Origin of the sequence: Plantactinospora sp. CA-294935, assembly GCF_050936445.1 — a bacterium.
GTDB lineage: Bacteria > Actinomycetota > Actinomycetes > Mycobacteriales > Micromonosporaceae > Plantactinospora.
In genome coordinates, this window is record NZ_JBNJMU010000001.1 from 9,951,513 (window position 1) to 9,969,739 (window position 18,227).

The 18,227-nt window shown below is 67.5% G+C and carries 8 protein-coding genes; 7 read left to right on the top strand and 1 reads right to left on the bottom strand.

The genetic code is table 11. From position 1 onward, the window contains the following. The first annotated feature begins 151 nt into the window (after positions 1–151). From ACQEVC_RS43135 to ACQEVC_RS43150, 4 genes are all read left to right on the top strand, one after another. On the top strand, positions 152–1,549 hold the full coding sequence (locus ACQEVC_RS43135) for a helix-turn-helix domain-containing protein (RefSeq protein ID WP_432889991.1): 1,398 nt from the start codon (positions 152–154) through the stop codon (positions 1,547–1,549). Positions 1,550–1,635: 86 nt separating this feature from the next. Continuing rightward, positions 1,636–2,673, top strand: coding sequence for a helix-turn-helix domain-containing protein (locus ACQEVC_RS43140; protein WP_432889993.1), 1,038 nt, complete (start codon positions 1,636–1,638; stop codon positions 2,671–2,673). 308 nt (positions 2,674–2,981) lie between these two features. Continuing rightward, positions 2,982–6,497, top strand: a complete 3,516-nt coding sequence (locus ACQEVC_RS43145) for a LamG domain-containing protein (protein ID WP_432889995.1) — start codon at positions 2,982–2,984, stop codon at positions 6,495–6,497. 196 nt (positions 6,498–6,693) lie between these two features. Continuing rightward, positions 6,694–13,545 carry a polymorphic toxin-type HINT domain-containing protein gene (locus tag ACQEVC_RS43150; RefSeq protein WP_432892036.1) on the top strand — a complete coding sequence of 2,284 codons (6,852 nt, stop codon included), beginning with the start codon at positions 6,694–6,696 and terminating at the stop codon, positions 13,543–13,545. A gap of 124 nt (positions 13,546–13,669) precedes the next feature. On the opposite strand, the gene ACQEVC_RS43155 is transcribed toward ACQEVC_RS43150, so the two are convergent. Further along, on the bottom strand, positions 13,670–14,044 hold the full coding sequence (locus ACQEVC_RS43155; RefSeq protein ID WP_432889997.1) for a helix-turn-helix domain-containing protein: 375 nt from the start codon (positions 14,042–14,044) through the stop codon (positions 13,670–13,672). Positions 14,045–14,460: 416 nt separating this feature from the next. On the opposite strand from ACQEVC_RS43155, the gene ACQEVC_RS43160 reads away from it, so the two are divergent. The 3 genes from ACQEVC_RS43160 to ACQEVC_RS43170 all read left to right on the top strand — a co-directional run bounded on the left by ACQEVC_RS43160 (position 14,461) and on the right by ACQEVC_RS43170 (position 18,105). Next, on the top strand, positions 14,461–15,405 hold the full coding sequence (locus tag ACQEVC_RS43160; protein ID WP_432889999.1) for a hypothetical protein: 945 nt from the start codon (positions 14,461–14,463) through the stop codon (positions 15,403–15,405). Positions 15,406–15,468: 63 nt separating this feature from the next. Then, a complete protein-coding gene (locus ACQEVC_RS43165) occupies positions 15,469–16,029 on the top strand; it encodes a hypothetical protein (protein ID WP_432890001.1) in 561 nt (186 codons plus the stop codon). A gap of 999 nt (positions 16,030–17,028) precedes the next feature. Beyond that, positions 17,029–18,105: an integrase core domain-containing protein gene (locus ACQEVC_RS43170; RefSeq protein ID WP_432890003.1), complete on the top strand. Its 1,077-nt coding sequence runs from the start codon at positions 17,029–17,031 to the stop codon at positions 18,103–18,105. Positions 18,106–18,227 lie beyond the last annotated feature (122 nt).

Here is an 18,227-nt window from a genome sequence, read left to right on the forward strand (position 1 = left end):
ACACCCGCGAGTGGCGGGCGGCTGCCACTCTTGTCGTGGAGCGAACGGTCGCACGCGGTGTGCCCGTAGCGGCACGACAGGCCATTGATCGACTAATCCAAGTCCTGATCTTCCAAGCGTCGAACTGGGTGATCACTTCGCGGAGGCAACAATGCAGGTCAGACAGACGTTGGTGAATACCCGGGACTACCCGCCGGGCGAGCGGCTCGAGTTCTTTCGCGAGGTGGTAGGCACCTCCATTGTCCCGACGGAGATCCGCAGCGAGCATCGGTCGGACTTCGACGCCACCATCCGGATGCTCGACCTCGGTGCCGTTGGGCTGTCGATCTTTCGGTTCCCGTCGCTGGAATCCTGTCGCACGGCGAGGATGATCAGGCGGTCCGATCCGGACATCTACAGTCTCAACCTGACACTGCGTGGTCAGGGCTCGGTCGATCAGGACCGTCAGACCTGCGTCGTCCGCCAACGTCAGTTCAGCTTCTTCGACATGTCAAGCCCGCACACGATTCGCTACGTCGAAGATCGCGGCGACGCCGACCCCGGCAGCACGGCCATCACCGTCCAGATCCCCCACGCCCTACTACCGATACCCGCGAACAAGGCTAGGCGGCTCAACGGGGTGGGCGTGATGTCGGGCCGTGCCGGTATCGGCGGCCTGCTGGCACATCACCTGTGCGAGCTGCCGAGGCACGCGGGCGAGTTGCGCTCGGCCGACGTCGCCCGGGTCGGCACGATCACCCTTGACCTCGCGGCGGCCATGCTCGTCCACCACCTCAACCTTGGGGCGACCGCTCTCCCGCTCGAGACCCGGCAGCAGGTCACCTACACCCGCATCCACGCCTTCATCGAGCGCCATCTCTCCGATCCGGCGCTGACCCCGCCGGCGGTCGCCGCCGCCCACCACATCTCCCTGCGTACCTTGCACCGCCTGTTCCAGACGCAGGGCACCACCGTCGCCGAATGGATCCGTCAGCGCCGGCTCGACCGCTGCCGACGCGACCTCGCTGATCTGGCTTTTCGAGCGCATTCCATTCAGGCCATCGCCGCCCGCTGGGGATTCGTAGACGCCGCGCACTTCAGCCGAGTCTTCAGTACGACCTACGGCATGAGCCCGCGAGCCTATCGGCACCACCACAAGACCACGCCGACACCGGAGTACGGGCCGCCCCCGCCGATCAGCGACGAGGTGTCCGACAGCAACGACGGCACGCCGCCTCAACAGGTCGGCGCACATCCCTACGACGCTCACCGGCGTGCGGCAGATCGCGGCGGTGACCAGCATGCCCAGGGGCGGACCGGTGTCGTCACCGACGACCTGGAACCCGCCGCCGGCTCCGCCCCGGTCGGCCGAAATCGAACCAGTCAGGTTACTCCGGTTTCCGCCCGTACGACTGATCGAGCCGAGCGCCTCCGGAACCCGGCCGCGGGTCGCCGAGCGAGTGCAGGTAGTACACCGCCCGCAGCCGCACCATCGCCAACTGCTGCTCCGCGCCGGAGCCCAGCACCTCGTAGAGCGGGCGCGCCAGCGGGGCCTGACCAGACCCTGTGATCTCGGCCGGGTGACGGCCGTCGGTCCGGTGCGACAAAGGAAATGTGCCAATCATCCGACGGGGGGCGACGATGCGGACCGTCCACATGACGGCGAGGGATCATCCGCCAGGCCAGCGACTCGACTACTTCCAGGAGTTGATCGCCAGGTCGGTCGCGCCGATGAAGATCCTCAGCACGCACTCCGCCGACTTCGACGCCTCCATCCGCATCGTCGATCTCGGTGCCGTCCAACTGGCGACATACCGGTTTCCGTCACTGGAGGTCCATCGCACGGCGAAGATGATCAGGCAGTCCGATCCGGAGGTCTACAAGCTCAACCTGATCGTCCGCGGCCGGTGCGCGACCGAACAGGACCGCCGCACCCGCGTCTTCGGGAAGACGGACTTCAGCATCTACGACATCTCGACCCCGCACCGCATCGTCTACTACGGCGACGGTGGGACGGACCGGGACGGCAGCACGGCCATCAGCGTGCAGGTTCCCCGCGCCCTGCTGCCAATCCCCGCGAACAAGGTGAAGCAGTTGCGCGCCACCGTGATGTCGGGACAGGCCGGCATCGGCGCGTTGCTGTACCACCATCTCCTGCAGCTGCCCCGCCACGCCGGTGACTGTCGTCCGACAGACCTGCCCCGGCTGGGTACGGCCACCCTCGACCTCGTGTCGGCCATGCTCGCCCATCACCTCGACATCGACACCACACTCCCGCCCGAAACGCGGCAGGAAACGACCTACGCCCAGATCCACGCATTCATCGACCGCCACCTCCCCGACCCGGCACTGACACCAACGGCGATCGCCGCCGCCCACCACATCTCGCTGCGCACCCTGCACCGGCTGTTCCAGGCCAACGGTCTCAGCGTCGCGGAGTGGGTGCGTCACCGCCGGATGGACCGCTGCCGGCGCGACCTGACCGACCCGGCGTTGGCCACGCACTCCATCGGGGCGATCGCCGCGCGATGGGGATTCCCCGACAACGCGCACTTCAGCCGGGCCTTCACCGCAGCCCACGGCCTGTCTCCGCAGGCCTACCGTCGCCTGCGTCCCACCTCACCGACGGTGCCGGTGGCCATGCCACCGGCGGCCGCCCGCAGCGGCGAGACCCGTGGCACGAATCGTCAATAGCTTGACGCGCATACCCAACGACATCCGCCACCGTGCCGCCGATGCTGCTGTTGTCGGCACCGCCGGTGCCGACGCCGGCTTGGGCGGCCGCCGTGTCGCGACAGCGACCAGCGAGGAATGTGCGATCCGTGAACGGGGGGTTCGGAGTGGTTGGTTCACTGCGAGGGCTGCGACGGGACAGGGCCGGCACGTCGCGGGGGGCGCGGGTCCGGGTACCGGTCAGGCGTGGGTTCGCGTGTCTGCTGTCGCTGGTTATTGTCGCGGCGGCGATGGCGGTGCCCTCGGCCTCGGGCGCGCAGCCGCGGCCTGTGGTCCCTGGGCCGCGGTGCGCGTCCGAGGCGTTCGACGAGGAGTCGGCGGCGAGGGTCGCGGTCGCCTGTGCCGTCCGGGTGGAGGTGACCTCGGCACGCACCCACTACACGGCGGTGTTCGCCGAGCCGGACGGCCGGCTGGTCTTCGAGTCCGCGGTGGTACCGCAGCGTACTCGGTTGGCCGATGGCTCCTGGGTGCCGATCGACCTGAACCTGGTGCCTGGTGCGGACGGGCTGTGGCGTCCCGGGGCGTCGCTGGCCGACGTGGCGTTCTCTGGCGGCGGGACGGGGCCGCTGGTGACCCTGCGACGCAGCGGGCGGATCTTCTCGCTCTCCTGGCCGACGAGGCTGCCGACTCCTACGGTGTCGGAGGACTCCGTCACCTACCCGGGGGTGCTGGGCAGTGATGTCGACCTGGTGGTCCGGGCGACCCGGACCGGCTTCGCCCACGTGCTGGTGGTGCGAAGCGCGCAGGCGGCGGCCAGTCCGGCGTTGCGTACGGTGCGGTTCGGGGTCGGTGGTGACGCTCGGGTGGAGAAGCTGCCGGACGGTTCGGTGCGGGCGAGTGTCGGGGCCGAGGTGGTCGCCGACGCCGCCCCGGCGGCCATGTGGGACTCGACCGGCTCGGGCGTCGCCGGGCTCTCCGGCCGGTCGGTCGGCGCCGAGCTGCCGTCGACCGCGTCCTCGGCGGTGGCGGCGGGGGACGGCGCGCGCAGCGCTGCGGTGGCGGTGACTGTCGATCCCGGCGGGGACCTGCTGCTGACCCCGGACGCGGATCTGCTCACCGGGGCCGGCACCACCTATCCGGTGTACGTCGACCCGAACTGGGATGTGGCCAGGAACAAGTGGGCGTACGCCACGAACACCGGCTGTACCAACACTGATCACACGGTCGCCCGGGTGGGACTGTCCCCGGAGGGGCCGTGTGACGGTGACCTGTTCCGGTCGTTCTTCGAATTCCCCACGACGAGCCGTGGAGTGTCGTTGAAGGGCAAGTACATCCACGAGGCACGGGTGCAGATGGAGCTGGTGCATTCGTACTCGTGCGACGCCACCCCGGTGAACCTCTACGCGAGCAGCCTGATCAACAAGGCGCCGAAGGCGTCCTGGTCGTCGACCAGGCTGGGGACGTGGCTGGACCGGCGCAGCGCGAACGCCTACAAGGGCAGCAACTGCTCCGGCGGTTCGCAGCCCGACGCCACCGTGAACTTCATCGGCGGCGGGGTGCTGGAGCGGGTACGTACCGCGGCGGCCGGCAACTGGAGCACGATCGCGGTCGGGTTCAGCGCCCGGGACTCCGACGGCACGGACGAGTCGAGCAAGTATCGGTGGAAGAAGTTCTCGCCGACCAAAGCCAAGCTCGTGGTGGAGTACGACTCGAAGCCGGGCAAGCCGAACGGGTTGCAGATCGCCGGGGTGGCCTGCCCGGCGGCCGGTGTCGGCATCGGCACGTTGCGCCCGACCTTCTCGGCGGTGTATCCGGACGCGGACTCGGGACAGACTCTGACCGGCACGTACGAGTGGATCGAGGTTCCGGCCGCGGGCATGGGAGCGGTGACCGACACCTCTCCGGCTCGCCGGACCGCGCCGCCCGCCGCGCCGGCCACCGCCGGGGGGCGGGGGGTGACGGCGGCGGTCTCGGGCGCGGTGTCGGGCCGGGCGTACGCGTTCCGGGTCCGGACCCGGGATCCGGCTCCCTACCAGCAGAGCAGTGTCTGGTCGGACTGGTGCAGGTTCTGGCCGGACACCACGGTGCCGCTGGCGCCGACGATCAGCTCAACCGCGATCCCGGCCCCGGGCAAGCCGATCACCTTCACCTTCTCCACTACCGCCAGCGACGTGGTCAGGTTCCGGTACGGCTGGTCCAGCCCACCGGCCACGGAGATCGCCGCGACGGGTACGGGCACCAGGACCGCGCAGGTGACGCTGACCCTGCCCCGTTACGGCCAGAACATTCTGTGGGTACGGGCGATCGACGCGGTGGGCAACCTCGGCAACATCGGATCGGCGGAGATCGTCGCCGCCCGACCGTCCCCGGCGGTGGCGCGCTGGAGCCTGGAGACCTATCCGGGCCAGACGGCGTCGCAGGCGGTCGAGGACAAGCAGGCGGCGCTGGGCGGCAACACCCCGCTGACTCCCTCGAACGTGTCGTGGTCGCCGGACCTGCGGCTGGTCGGCGGCAGCACCGCCAGCTTCGACGGCAGCACGGCCCACCTCGCGACCTCCGGGCCGGTGCTGGACACCACCCGCAGCTTCTCGGTGGCGGCCTGGGCCCGCCTGCAGGCGACGGGCAAGGATCAGGCGATCGTCGCGCAGTTGGGCGCCACCCGGTCCCGCTTCCTGCTCTTCTATTCGGACACCTACCGCGCCTGGCGCTTCATCATGTACGACGCGGACGGCACCAGCACCGCCGGCGCCGGCGTCAACGGCAGCGCGCCGACGATCGGCCAGTGGACCCACCTCGCCGGCGTCTACGACGCGACGGCGAAACAGGTCAGCCTCTATGTCAATGGGGTGTTGGCCGGTAGCGCGCCGCACAGTGCGGTGTGGGGCGCGACCGGTCCGGTCAACGTCGGCCGTACCGTCACCAGCGGCTCCGCGACCGCCCGGTTCATCGGAGGGATCGCCGACGTTCAGGTCTTCGACCGGGCGCTGGTCGGGCACGACTTCGCCGGGCAGCTCGCCGACGATCCCGAGTCGGGCGGGTTCGACGAGGTGGGGATCCTCGCCCCAATCCAGGTCGGTGGCTGGGACATGGAGGGCGCGCGGCCCTGCTACCAGCAGGACCTGGAGAACACCTGCGAGGTGCCCGACGGCACCGGCTTCGACCGGTGGGTGGCGCTGTCCCGGGGTGCCGAGGTCGGGGCCGGCTACGGCAGTGGGCTCGGGCTCCAGCTCGACGGCCACTACTTCGCCGAGGAGTTCCCCGACCCGTTGCGGCCGGCTGTGGAGTGGGGACGTACCGCCGTCAAGACCGGTGTGGACACCTCGGGGCCGGAGCCATTGACGCAGTGGGCCGATCGGCCGGTCCTGCGTACCGACGACTCGTTCACGATTTCGGCCTGGGCCTACGTCAGCGACGTGTCGGACAACCGGACCATCGTCTCGCAACGCGGGCTCCACGAGTCGGCGTTCTGGATCAAGTACGCCCCGAACAGCGGGAACTGGTCGTTCCACGTCACCGACGCCGACAACGCCACGGCGGCGCAGCGTACCGTCTCGCCGATCGCCGGCGAGGTCGGTGTCTGGACCCACCTGGTCGGGGTGTACGACGCGGGCCGGAGCCAGATCCGGCTCTACGTCAACGGCGAACTCGCCGGGACGACCGGACTGCCGTGGCGGCCGATGGCGTCGACCGGACCCCTGCAACTCGGCCGGACGCTCTGGCACGACACCGCCACCGACCACTGGCACGGCGGCATCGACCAGGTGCACGCCTATCAGGGCGCGATGACCGACGCGCAGGTCAAGGCACTCCACGAACAGCAGTCCGTGGTCGACCCGCAGGCCTAGCCGCCGGTGCCGGCGGAGCCCTCCTCCACGTCCGCCGGCACCGGCCCGACACGCGAAACGCACGTCCAATTCTCCTCTCCTCTCGTCTTCTTCCCTTTCCCATCGTCACGAGTCTCCGGAGGCTCTCGTGCCCAGCCGTTCTAGCCAGATCACCCCGAAACCGCGGCGATCCGACTACCACCGACCGGCACCACGGATGCTGGCCGCCCTGGCGGCGATGGCGATCGTCGCATCGTCACTGGCGGTACCGGGTGCGGCCACGGCCGCGCCGGGGCCGGCCGGCGCTGCCGGTCTCGGCTCCGGCCAGACCGGGCGCCTCGACGCAGACGGCCGGGAGGTGCGGACCCGGGCATGGCGCGTGCCGGCCCGGCCACACGTTCCGGCACCCGAGCCGGCCTGGCCGGCTCCGGGCGTGGCGCAGGTGTCGCTGGGCGACGTCGAGCGGCGACGCGGTGCCGGAGCGGCCCGAGCCGGCTCGTTGCCGGTCTACCTCGAACCGCTCGACGGGCCGGCCGCCAACCGGTCGTCCCGGCTGGAGGTGCGGTTGCTGGACCGGAAGGCGGTGCCGGCGGCCTGGTCTGCCGGGCTGGTGGTGCGGCTTGCCGCTCCGGACCCCGGTACGACCGGCGTCTCGGTCGACTACTCCGGTTTCCGCTGGGCGTACGGGGCGGAGTGGGCGTCCCGGCTCCGGCTGTGGGAGTTGCCGGAGTGCGCGCTGAGTGCCGGTGCCCTGGCCGAGCCGGGATGCGCGGCCCGGCCGCTGCCGTCGGTCAACGACCCCGGCTCCGGTCGGGTCTCCGCAGAGGTCACCCTCGATCCCGTCGGCGGACCGGTGACGGACGCCGAGCGGGCCGGGGCGGCGACAGCCGCCGGTAGCGGCGCGCTGCTGGCTCTGGCGGCCGGGCCGTCCGGAAGCGGCGGGGACTTCACCGCGACATCCCTGTCGCCGTCGGCGACCTGGTCGACCGGCGGCTCCAGCGGCGACTTCTCCTGGTCCTACCCGATCCGGATGCCACCCGGCATCGCCGGACCCACACCGGGATTCTCCATCGGCTACTCCAGCTCCAGCGTGGACGGCCGGTCGGAGGTGACAAACAACCAGCCGTCCTGGCTGGGCGAGGGCTTCGACTACTGGCCGGGATACATCGAACGCCGTTACGTGCCCTGCGCCGAGGACATGTCCGGCGGGGCGAACAACTCCACCAAAACCGAGGACCAGTGCTGGCGGTCGGACAACGCGACGATGAACCTGAACGGCAGCGGCAGCGAACTGGTCTACGAACAGGGCAAGGGCTGGCACACCCGTACCGAGGACGGGTCGAAGATCGAGAAGCTGACCGGCGGCGGGAACGGCGACGACGATGGCGAGTACTGGAAGATCACCACCACCGACGGCACGCAGTACTTCTTCGGCCGGCACAACCTCACCGGACACTCCGCCACGACGAACTCGGCATGGACGGTGCCGGTGGCCGGCAACCACTCCGGCGAACCGTGCCACGCCACGGCCTTCACCGGCTCGTTCTGCACCCAGGTATGGCGGTGGAACCTGGACCACGTCATCGACGTACGCGGCAACACCATCTCCTACTGGTACGAACAGGAGTCGAACAAGTACGCCCGCAACGGCACCGACGGCGATGCCGTCTCCTACGTCCGGGGCGGCACCCTGACCCGGATCGACTACGGCACCTGGGACCGGGGCGCCTCCGACCGCTGGGTCAAGCCGACCGCCCAGGTCGTCTTCACCCCGGCGAACCGCTGCGTCACCTCCTCCTGCGGCACCCACAACGCGACGAACTGGCCGGACACGCCCTGGGACCAGGAATGCACTGGCTCCTCCTGCCCCGGCAAGTACGCCCCGACGTTCTGGGCCACCAAACGCCTGGCGAAGATCACCACCCGGGTCTGGGACACCACCAAACCGACAGCGGCCTGGCAGGACGTCGACTCCTGGACCCTCACCCACTCCTTCCCACCGCCGGGCGACGGCAGCGACCACGCCGGGCTCTGGCTGGACCGGATCGTGCACACCGGCCACGTCGGCGGCACCGTGACCGTGCCACCGGTGACATTCCACCCGGTGTCGATGGCCAACCGGGTGCTCACCACGACCAACACCACCAACAACTGGCAGCGCCTCGACTACATCATCACCGAGGCCGGCGCGAAGATCGACCTCACCTACAGCCAGCGGGACTGCTCGGCGGGGAACGTGCCCGCCGACCCGCACACCAACACCAGGCTGTGCTATCCGGTCGTCGTCGACGGCAAAGACAAACCCGACTGGTGGCACAAGTACGTACTCACCGGGGTTTCCGAATCCGACCTGCCGACCGACTCCACCGGTCACCAGGCGCCACCCACGTTCACCTCCTACCGGTACGTCGGTGCCCCGGCGTGGCGTTACGCCGACGACGACGGGCTGACCAAGCCGAGCCGGCGGACGTGGGACCAGTTCCGCGGCTACGCCGAGGTCGAGACCCGGCGCGGGGACGTGCCCGGTGCCCAGACCCTGACCGTGACGACATACCTGCGAGGCATGCACGGAGACCGGCCCGGCCCCGGCGGCGGCAGCCGCACCGTGACGGTCCCGGCGTCGATCGGCACCGAGACGGTCTACGACGAGGACCAGTTCGCCGGCATGGTCCGGGAACAGACCGTCTACAACGGTGTGGACACCAAACCGGTGTCCAGGACCGTCAACGTGCCCTGGCGCTCACCGGCCACCGCCACCCGGACCATCAACGGGTCGACCGTCACCGCCCGGTTCGTCGACACCCGGATCAGCTACGCCGCCACCGCCCTCGGCATCGACGGCGCCCGCGGCTGGCGGACCACCCGCACGGAGTCCGCCTTCGACAACACGTACGGCACGGTGGAGTGGACCCGGGACGACGGCGACACCGGCCGCTCCGGCGACGAGAAATGCGCCACATACTCCTACAACCGCAACACCGCCAAGCACCTGGTCGAACCGGTCAAACGGGTCACCACCACCGCACTGCCCTGCGACACCGCGCCGACCGGCCCCGACCACGTCATCTCCGACGAGCGGAACTACTACGACGGCGCCGCCAGCCCCGACACCGCACCGGTCTACGGAGCGGTGACCCGGGTCGAAAAGCTCAAGGACTGGAGCGCGGGCGGCGGCACGGTGTGGCAGACGACCGGCCAGGCCACCGTCGACGCCTTCGGCCGGCAGAAGACCAGCACCGACATCCGGGGCAACACCGTCACCACCACCTACACCCCGGCCAGCGGCGGACCGGTGACGAAAACGACCGCCACCACGAACGCGCCGTTCAACTGGATCACCACCACGGAGGTCAACCCGTACTGGGGGACGGCCGTCCGGACCACCGACCCGAACAACCAGGTCACCGACATCGCCTACGACGCGCTCGGCCGGGTGTGGCGGGCCTGGGACACCGGCTGGACCAGGACCGAGCATCCGAGCAGCCCCTCGGCCGAATTCACCTACACCTTCGCCGCGGGCCGGGACGCCTACCCGTACGTGACGTCGAAGACGCTGCACGCCGGCGGCGGCTACCGGACGACGTACCAGATCCTGGACTCGCTGCTGCGGCCCCGGCAGACCCAGACGGCGGCGGTCAGCGGCGGCGGCCGGGTGGTCTCCGACACCCTGCACGACAAGCTCGGCCGGGCCGTCGCCGGCTACGCACCGCACCACGAGCCGGGCACCGCGTCCGGCCGGCTCTACTGGGTGCCGGAGTGGTCGGTCCCGGCGGTCAGCAAGACGGTGTACGACAACGCGGACCGCACCAGGGCGACCATCTTCCTCGCCGGTGACGGGGTGAGCAACCTGGTCGAGAAATGGCGCACCACCACCGTCCCGGAAGGGGACCTGACCAAGACCACCCCGCCGGAAGGCGGCACCGCCACCAGCACCGTTACCGACGTGCGCGGCAACACCGTCGAGCTACGCCAGCACACCACCGCCGCCGGGGTCGACGGGGCCTACCAGACGACCCGGTACAGCTACACCCTCAAGGACCAGCTCACCCGGGTCACCGACCCGGCCGGCAACGAATGGCGCTACCGGTACGACATCCGGGGCCGACAGATCGAGGCCGCCGACCCGGACAAGGGCACCACAACCAGCACCTACAACGACTTCGACGACCTGGTCACCGCCAGAGACGCCCGCGGCGAGGTGCTGTGGCGCGGATACGACGCACTGGGCCGGCCCACCGAACTCCGCGACGACTCGGCCACTGGACCGCTGCGGGCAGCGTGGAAGCACGACCACCTCTACACCGGTGGGCTGGTGCGCGGCCAGTTGACCGAAACCCACCGCTACGATCCGCCCGGATCGGCCAACGTCTACAAATGGCAGGTCAGCGAGTTCACCGACCGCTACCAGCCCACCTCGACCAACCACATCATCCCGGAGGCCGAGGGCGCCGGGCTGTCCGGAACCCACGTCTACACCTACGGCTACTCGGCGTACGACGGCTCGCCGACCAGCCTGCGCTACCCGGCCGGCGGTGGGCTGCCGGCCGAGACGGTGACCACCGGATACGACGGGACGACCGGGCTACCGGTCGGGCTGGACACCAACGCCGTCAACCTGGCCAGCTACATCACCGGCCAGGAGTACACACCGTTCGGCGAACCGACCCGTACCACCGCGAAGATCGCCGGCGGAAGCTACGTGCAGAGCAACGTCGACTATGACGAGTCCACTCGCCGGATCACCCGGACCACGGTCCGGCCGGAGAACGCCGCTGGCCCTGTTTCTGACCGGAACTACGACTACGACGAAAGCGGCAACATCACGGCGATCACCGACACCCCGGCGGTCGGCAGCACCGACAACCAGTGCTTCCGGCAGGACCCGCTGGGCCGGCTCACCAGCGCGTGGACCCCGAAGACCGGAATCGACTGCAAGACCGACCCCAGCATCACCAACCTCGGCGGGCCGGCCCCCTACTGGCTGGACTGGCAACTCGACGCGATAGGCAACCGCACCAAGGAAACCTCGCACACCGCCGCAGGCGACACCGTCCGCAGCTACACCGTATCGGCCAGCGGCGCAGGCGTACCCCGACCGCACGCGGTGACCCAGGTCAACACCACCGCACCCGGCAAGTCCCCGGTGCTCACCCGATACGGCTACGACGCAACCGGAAACACCGTCTGCCGACCCGTCGCCAGCACCACCAACACCTGCCCACCCGGGACGAACTCCCAGCACCTCTCCTGGGACGCCGAAGGGCGACTGGCCACCATCTCCGGAGACGCACCGACAGCCGGCAGCAACATCTACGACGCAGACGGAAACCGACTGATCCGCCGCGACGCCACCGGCACCACGCTATACCTGCCCGGACAGGAAATCCGGCGCGAAGGCACCGCCACGACCGCAACCCGCTACTACAGCTTCGCCGGCAGGCTCGCCGCATCGCGGACACCCAGCGGACTGACCTGGCTATACACCGACCACCAGGGCACCCAGCACACCGCCGTCGCAGAGAACGGCCAGCGGGTCACCGTCCGCCGGCAGACGCCCTACGGCACGCCCCGGGGCACGCAGAGCCCGTGGGCCAACCCGAAGGGCTTCGTCGGCGGCGACGTGGATCCGACCGGACTCATCCACCTCGGCGCCCGCGAATACGACCCCAGCCTCGGCCGCTTCATCAGCATCGACCCGGTCATGGACCTGACCGACCCCCAACAGATGCACGGCTACAGCTACGCCAACAACAACCCCACCACCCTCAGCGACCCCGATGGACGCAGACCCCTCGCAACCAGCGGCGGCCGCTACGAGGAAGACCACTACTGGAGCATCGGCGGTGGCAAAGGGACCAAACTCGCCAAGAATCCCAAAAACAACAAATGGGGCGTCGTAAAAAAGAAGCCAGCCGCGCCGAAGCCGCCGCCCCAAAAGAGGCCGGCGATTGAAATCGGAGGCCATGAAATCGCGGCGCCCGACCGCGAAAGCCTAGAGGACGCCGTCAATAACTACTCCAATCAAAGCGCAGGAGTGGAAGCGGGAGTCAAGAACGCCTTCATAGGCCAGAGTATATGTAGGGAGTACCCTGAATGGTGCTCGCATTGGGCGCTCCAGTATGCTGAGTGGGTTGGGCAGATTGACGGTTTGGGCTACGATGGAGGAGAGGCTGAGGCCCATGGCTGGCACGATGTTATCGGTGATGTGCTTGCTCTCCGTGGCCTCCGTGGCCTCGGCGGCCGTGTAAAAGGAGGTTGTCTTCGCAGCTTCGCGGGAGACACCCAGGTCCTCATGGCCGACGGTAGCCCTAAACCCATCAAAGATGTCAAGGTCGGTGACCTGGTCTACGCAACCGATCCCGAGACAGGGGAGCACGGCCGGCGCGAAGCAACCCACATCTGGGTACACGGGGATCAACTCGTATACCTCAAGCTGGCCAACGGCACGAAGATCACAACCACCAAAGACCACCCCTTCTGGAACCACACCGACCAGCAGTGGCAAGACGCCCAACACCTCGACCCAGGCGACCTGCTCCTGACCGCCACAAGAGGAAGCGTGCCGGTCGTCGGCCTGCTGGACACAACCAAGACCTGGGCAGCCGCCTACAACCTCACGATCGACGACATCCACACGTACTATGTGATCGCCGGCAACACGCCGGTCCTCGTACACAACTGCGGCGACGGTCTCCTGCATCCTGGTCGAAATGGCGCGGATGATAGTCCTCAAGACTGGATTCCCATGAGTTCATGGACGAGGAACGGTGCGAATCTGGCGGAGGGAAACCATCATTTCGTGGTTATGCCAGATAAGTCAGTTCGGACTTTCCACGAGAGTATCTGGGAGACCGCGCCGGGCGCTGGTCACACCAGCCTCTCGCGGGGTAAGGGTGTACTAGCCGCTGGTACGTTCGACGTGGGACCGGGTGGAGTGATCAATCGATTCGACAACTTCTCAGGCCACTATCAACCACGTGCTTCCACCCAAGGCATAATACGTGATGCCTTGGGTCGCAATGGGTTCGACCTAAGAAATGCGCAATGGGATCCATTCGAATTCAGCTAGCCGCTAGCATGATTATTCCTGGCTAGATGCCTGCGGGATCACCGACGCATCCAGACCGATGCGTCGGTGATCCCGCAGGCTATGGTGCCGGTGTCCTACGGCAAAGGCGGCAGATTGCCACACCTTAAGGGGTGCCGCCGCGATGTTCTTGGGTTTCGCCCCTGAGAGCTTTGGCGGATTGGACTAATAGCGTGACCTCTGGGGGAGTCAAGAAGCTGGCGACAGCAACGAGTTGGCCTATCTCTACAGTTGCAGGGTATGGCTCGCGCGCGACATTTTCGGAATCCACGGAAAGGTCTGCAATGACAAATAGGTCGGCTGTGTCTAATTGCAGTACGGGCGCGATATCCCGAAGGATATCGTGCGTTGGTTGAAGCTTACCCGTAAGTAGTTGATTGACGGTCGACTCGGCCCGACCAGAAGCTCGGCTGACGGCTCTGGCCGATAGTCGACGGTTCTGCATAAGGCCATGAAGAACCCTAGCGAAATCGGCGCTCATTATTGAATTCTACACAGGTTCGACGTCCATCTGTTCCAGCCTGGAGCGCGGTCGTGTCGCGGAGTTGTGCGCTGACGGGCCTGGCGGTGCGCGTCGGTTGCTGTCACGGCTGATGTCAACGAATCAAGCACATGCAAGATCGTCAATCTTTGACGATGTAGGTGATGGCCGGTCTTGGTGGGCGTGCGCGCGGGGCCGTAGGCCTGTAGCGCGTGCGCGCGGCCCGGCTCTGCCGGGCCGTCTTGATCTGGTGAAGCAATTCTTAGCCCAGTGGCGCCGTCTGCTGTGTCCGGCGGTCTACGCCTTGGGTCTGCGACGCTTCGGCGCTGGCGGTTCGGCGGGATCAGCGTCGGTGGTGTTGGCGAGTCGTCCGAGGTTGGCTTCGTAGGCGGCGAGGTCGTCGGCGAGGTCGGAGTGTGCCTGCTGGAACGCGACGAGTCCGCGCCCGAGCCGACAACATCTCCTACCGGAACCTGGAACGGTGGGGCCGCGAACACCACACCCCACTGCCGCGCAGCACCCTGCTCGACGTTCTGGCCGGCCGCCGCCTGCCACGCAAACCGTTGCTGCGTACCTTCCTCGCCGCCTGCGGAGTCAACACCGCCGCCGACGGCCGGTGGGAATCGGCGTGGAACCGGCTGGCCGAGCAGCAGCCAGCAACCGTTCACCCGACGCGCCCCAGGGCAGGCGACACCGCACCGGACGCGCTGGTGGCCGCAGCCCGAGCCCAAGCCGAGCAGATCATCGCCGACGCCCTCGCCGTACGCGCCGCCGCTCAGCGTGAGATCGAGCAACTGCGTGCCACGGTCGATCGGGAAGGACGCCGACGTGAGCACCTCCACGAGCAACTGGCCACCGACACCGTCGCCGCAGGACTGCTGCGAATCGGCGCGAACTACCTCAACGAGTTGGAGTGGGATGCCCTGTTCGCTGATGTGCGGGAGCTGGACATCTTCGTGGCCTACGGCCAGACCTGGCGCAACCTGCACGCCCGCCGACTGCACCAGCTCGCCCAACGAGCCGGCGCCCGCATCCGGGTGTTCCTGCCCGACCCGGCCGACGCGGCAACGGTGGCTGTCCTCGCCGATCGGTTCTCCATCACCCCTGCGGAGCTGACCCGGCGCATCGAGGCCACCCGCGACGAGTACCTGGCCATCCGCCATCCCGATGGCGCCGCCATCGAAATCTACTACCGCAGCGGAGATCGGGTCTTCTCGTTCTACCGACTCGACCGCATCGCGGTCGTCGGATTCTACAGCCACCGCCGCAACAGACTGTCCGCCATTCCCGTGTTCGTCTGTGCCGCACCCGGCAGCCTGTACGAGTTCGTCATCGACGAACTGCAGGAAATCGCGCTGTAGCGCAAGAGGACGGTATCGGCCTGACACCGGCGCAGGTACAAGGAGCGGATCAGGACCGAAGCCGTGCCGAATACGGTACTGCTGCGACTGCGGGTCACCGACAGCGATCCGTCCCGTTCCACGCGGATCGCCAGGGCCCTGTCCAGTAGGTTCGTCGCCGCTGTGCAGGAGTTGGAGACGCCACCGGACCGGAACACGTCGCCGGTGAAGGTGGAGGCGGTCGCTGAGACGACGCCGGAGCAGGTATCCCCGAGGCCGGTGCGAAACCTCCTGCTGGCCGGGCTGCTCGGCCTGCTTCTCGGGGTGGCGGCGGCAATGCTGCGGGAGATGTTGGACGTCACGGTGAAGTCGGTCGAGGCGCTCGAACGGGTCAGCGGCGCACCCGTCCTGGCGGTCGTACCGTTCGAGGTGGGTGTAAAGCGCGCGCCGTTGGCAGCTGTCAGCGCGGCAGACGCGGCGACGCAGGTGAGCAGGGCCTTTTCTGCCTCGGGTGAGGCGTTCCGGTACCTGCGCACGAACCTGCAGTTCGTGGACGTCGACCATCCCGCCGAGGTGATCGTGATCACCAGTGCGGTGCTGGAGGAGGGGAAGTCGACAACGGCGGTGAACCTGGCGGTCGCGTAGGCGACGTGGTCGCGTTGGCAGTGCAGCGCGTCGACAGTGATGACCGTGTCGCGTAGGTCGCCGATCTGGTCGAGCAGTGGCTGGAACCGAGTGATCTCGTTCGTCTTGCCGTCCACATCGGTGCTGGCCAGGACGACACCGGTGGCCTGGTCGCAGGCTGCGAGGACATGCTGGGCGGCGGTGTCGATGGTTCGGGAGCCGCGCAGTGTCTTGCCGTCACATTTCCACGCCGTTCCAGCCACAGTGGATGCTGCTGCTTGAGATTCAAAGCTCCTGGGACGTCTTCAAGATCTGCAACTACTCCAAGATTGTTAGTTACGCTGGTCAGGACGCTGGCGTCTACGGTCGATACGGCGTCGATCGCTCCGGATGAGCAGCACGAACACTGTAGCACTTGCGATCGATATCGCCGCCAGGGAAAGTCCGACCAAGCGATCCTCCGCGGGCCCCACGAGTGTGACTATCGCAGTGAAGCCAAAGATGACCGAAATTATTATCGACATTACGCGGTGTGCTCTTCGATGATGTCGACGTTCACTTTCAACCGCCACCGCACGCTCATCCGCGCTTCGATATGTCCCCGGCAATAGCGATGGGTACCCCAGTAGGACGAGAATCCCAAGCACCGCGACTATAACGAAGGCTACCAGTACCCCTTCTAGCACTGAACCGAATTTCATCGTCATCCAACCAACTGACTGTAGAGGCTTGTGGCTGGATCGTGGTTGGTGCCTATCGCCCAACCCGCCACCACCACGGTCGCTTTTTTCGGATCAGTGCGGTAGATGTGGTATGGCCCGCCCCTTAGATTTATCTTTGATGCGCCAGTCAACTTCGCTGGTACCCTCCCGAGGGGAATGCTCAGATATTTACCCATTCTGAACACTCCTTGTATGGGGACCCTCGCTGTCGGAATCGCCACCAGGGCGGCATCTGTGCCCTGTACCGTGCCAGAACTCGTCGCACATGCTGTGAGCTGGCATTTCTCGGCTTAGCTTGATGATCGTCGGTATGGTCGTACGGTTGCTGTACCTGGGAATGATCCACCTGTTCACCGGGTTGGGGCTACTGATCCGGGGCGACAGAGCGCTGCTGGTCGAGGTCCTCGCGCTACGACAGGAGGTGGCGGTACTGCGCCGCCAGGTTCCGGTCCGATCGCGGCTGTCCTGGCCGGACCGGGCGATCCTGTCCGCCCTGGCCCGCCTGCTGCCCCGCCGGATGCGGGCACACCGGATCGTCACTCCAGCCACGTTGCTGAACTGGCACCGACGTCTGATCGCCAAACGCTGGACCTACCCGAACAAGCCCGGCCGACCATCCGTCGGCGACGAGATCCGGCACCTGGTGCTGCGACTGGCCCGCGACAATCCGCGCTGGGGCCACCGCCGAATCCAGGGCGAGCTACAGCGGCTGGGTCACCGCATCGGGGCCGGCACGATCCGACGAATCCTGGCCCGTCGGCGGGTCGGTCCACCGCCCCGCCAACCGGACACCAGCTGGCGGACCTTCCTACGCAACCAAACCGCTGGCTTGATAGCGATCGACTTCTTCCACCTCGACACGATCCTGCTGCGGCGCCTGTACGCGCTGGTGGTCATGGAGGTGAACACCCGGCGGGTCCACCTCCTGGGCATCACCGCCCACCCCACCGGACAATGGGTGGTCCAGCAGGCGCGAAACCTCCTCATGGACCTCGGCGGGCGCGCCAACCAGTTCCGATTTCTGATCCGCGACCGCGACGCCAAGTACACCACCGCCTTCGATCACGTCTTCACCAGCGAAGGCATCACCGTGGTCAAGACCCCGCCCCGCGCCCCGAGGGCAAACTGCTTCATCGAACGCTGGGGCCGCAGCCTCCGCCAGGAGTGCACTGACCACATGCTGCTCTACAACGAGCGGCACGCACTGACCGTGGTCGACGAGTACGTGGACCACTTCAACAACCACCGAGCACACCAAGGACGACAACAGCGCCCACCCAACCACGACCCGACCGTCATCATTCCCGTGTACAAGCCCGTGCGGCGTCGACGACGACTCGGCGGAGTGATCAACGAGTACCACCGAGCAGCCTGAACCGATCTTCACAAAAGACCAGGTCAAGGCCGTCGTACTAGTTTTGGCACGCTACAGGACAATCGGTTAACGGAAGTGGTCAACACCGGGGAGCGGGCGCGCTCCCCGAATGCTCCCCGCGT

Excerpts from the sequence above, each read along its gene's own strand:
- ACQEVC_RS43135 (WP_432889991.1), top strand. The coding sequence starts at position 152 with ATGCAGGTCAGACAGACGTTGGTGAATACCCGGGACTACCCGCCGGGC.
- ACQEVC_RS43140 (WP_432889993.1), top strand. The coding sequence starts at position 1,636 with ATGACGGCGAGGGATCATCCGCCAGGCCAGCGACTCGACTACTTCCAG.
- ACQEVC_RS43150 (WP_432892036.1), top strand. The coding sequence starts at position 6,694 with ATGCTGGCCGCCCTGGCGGCGATGGCGATCGTCGCATCGTCACTGGCG.
- ACQEVC_RS43155 (WP_432889997.1), bottom strand. The coding sequence starts at position 14,044 with ATGAGCGCCGATTTCGCTAGGGTTCTTCATGGCCTTATGCAGAACCGT.
- ACQEVC_RS43170 (WP_432890003.1), top strand. The coding sequence starts at position 17,029 with ATGATCGTCGGTATGGTCGTACGGTTGCTGTACCTGGGAATGATCCAC.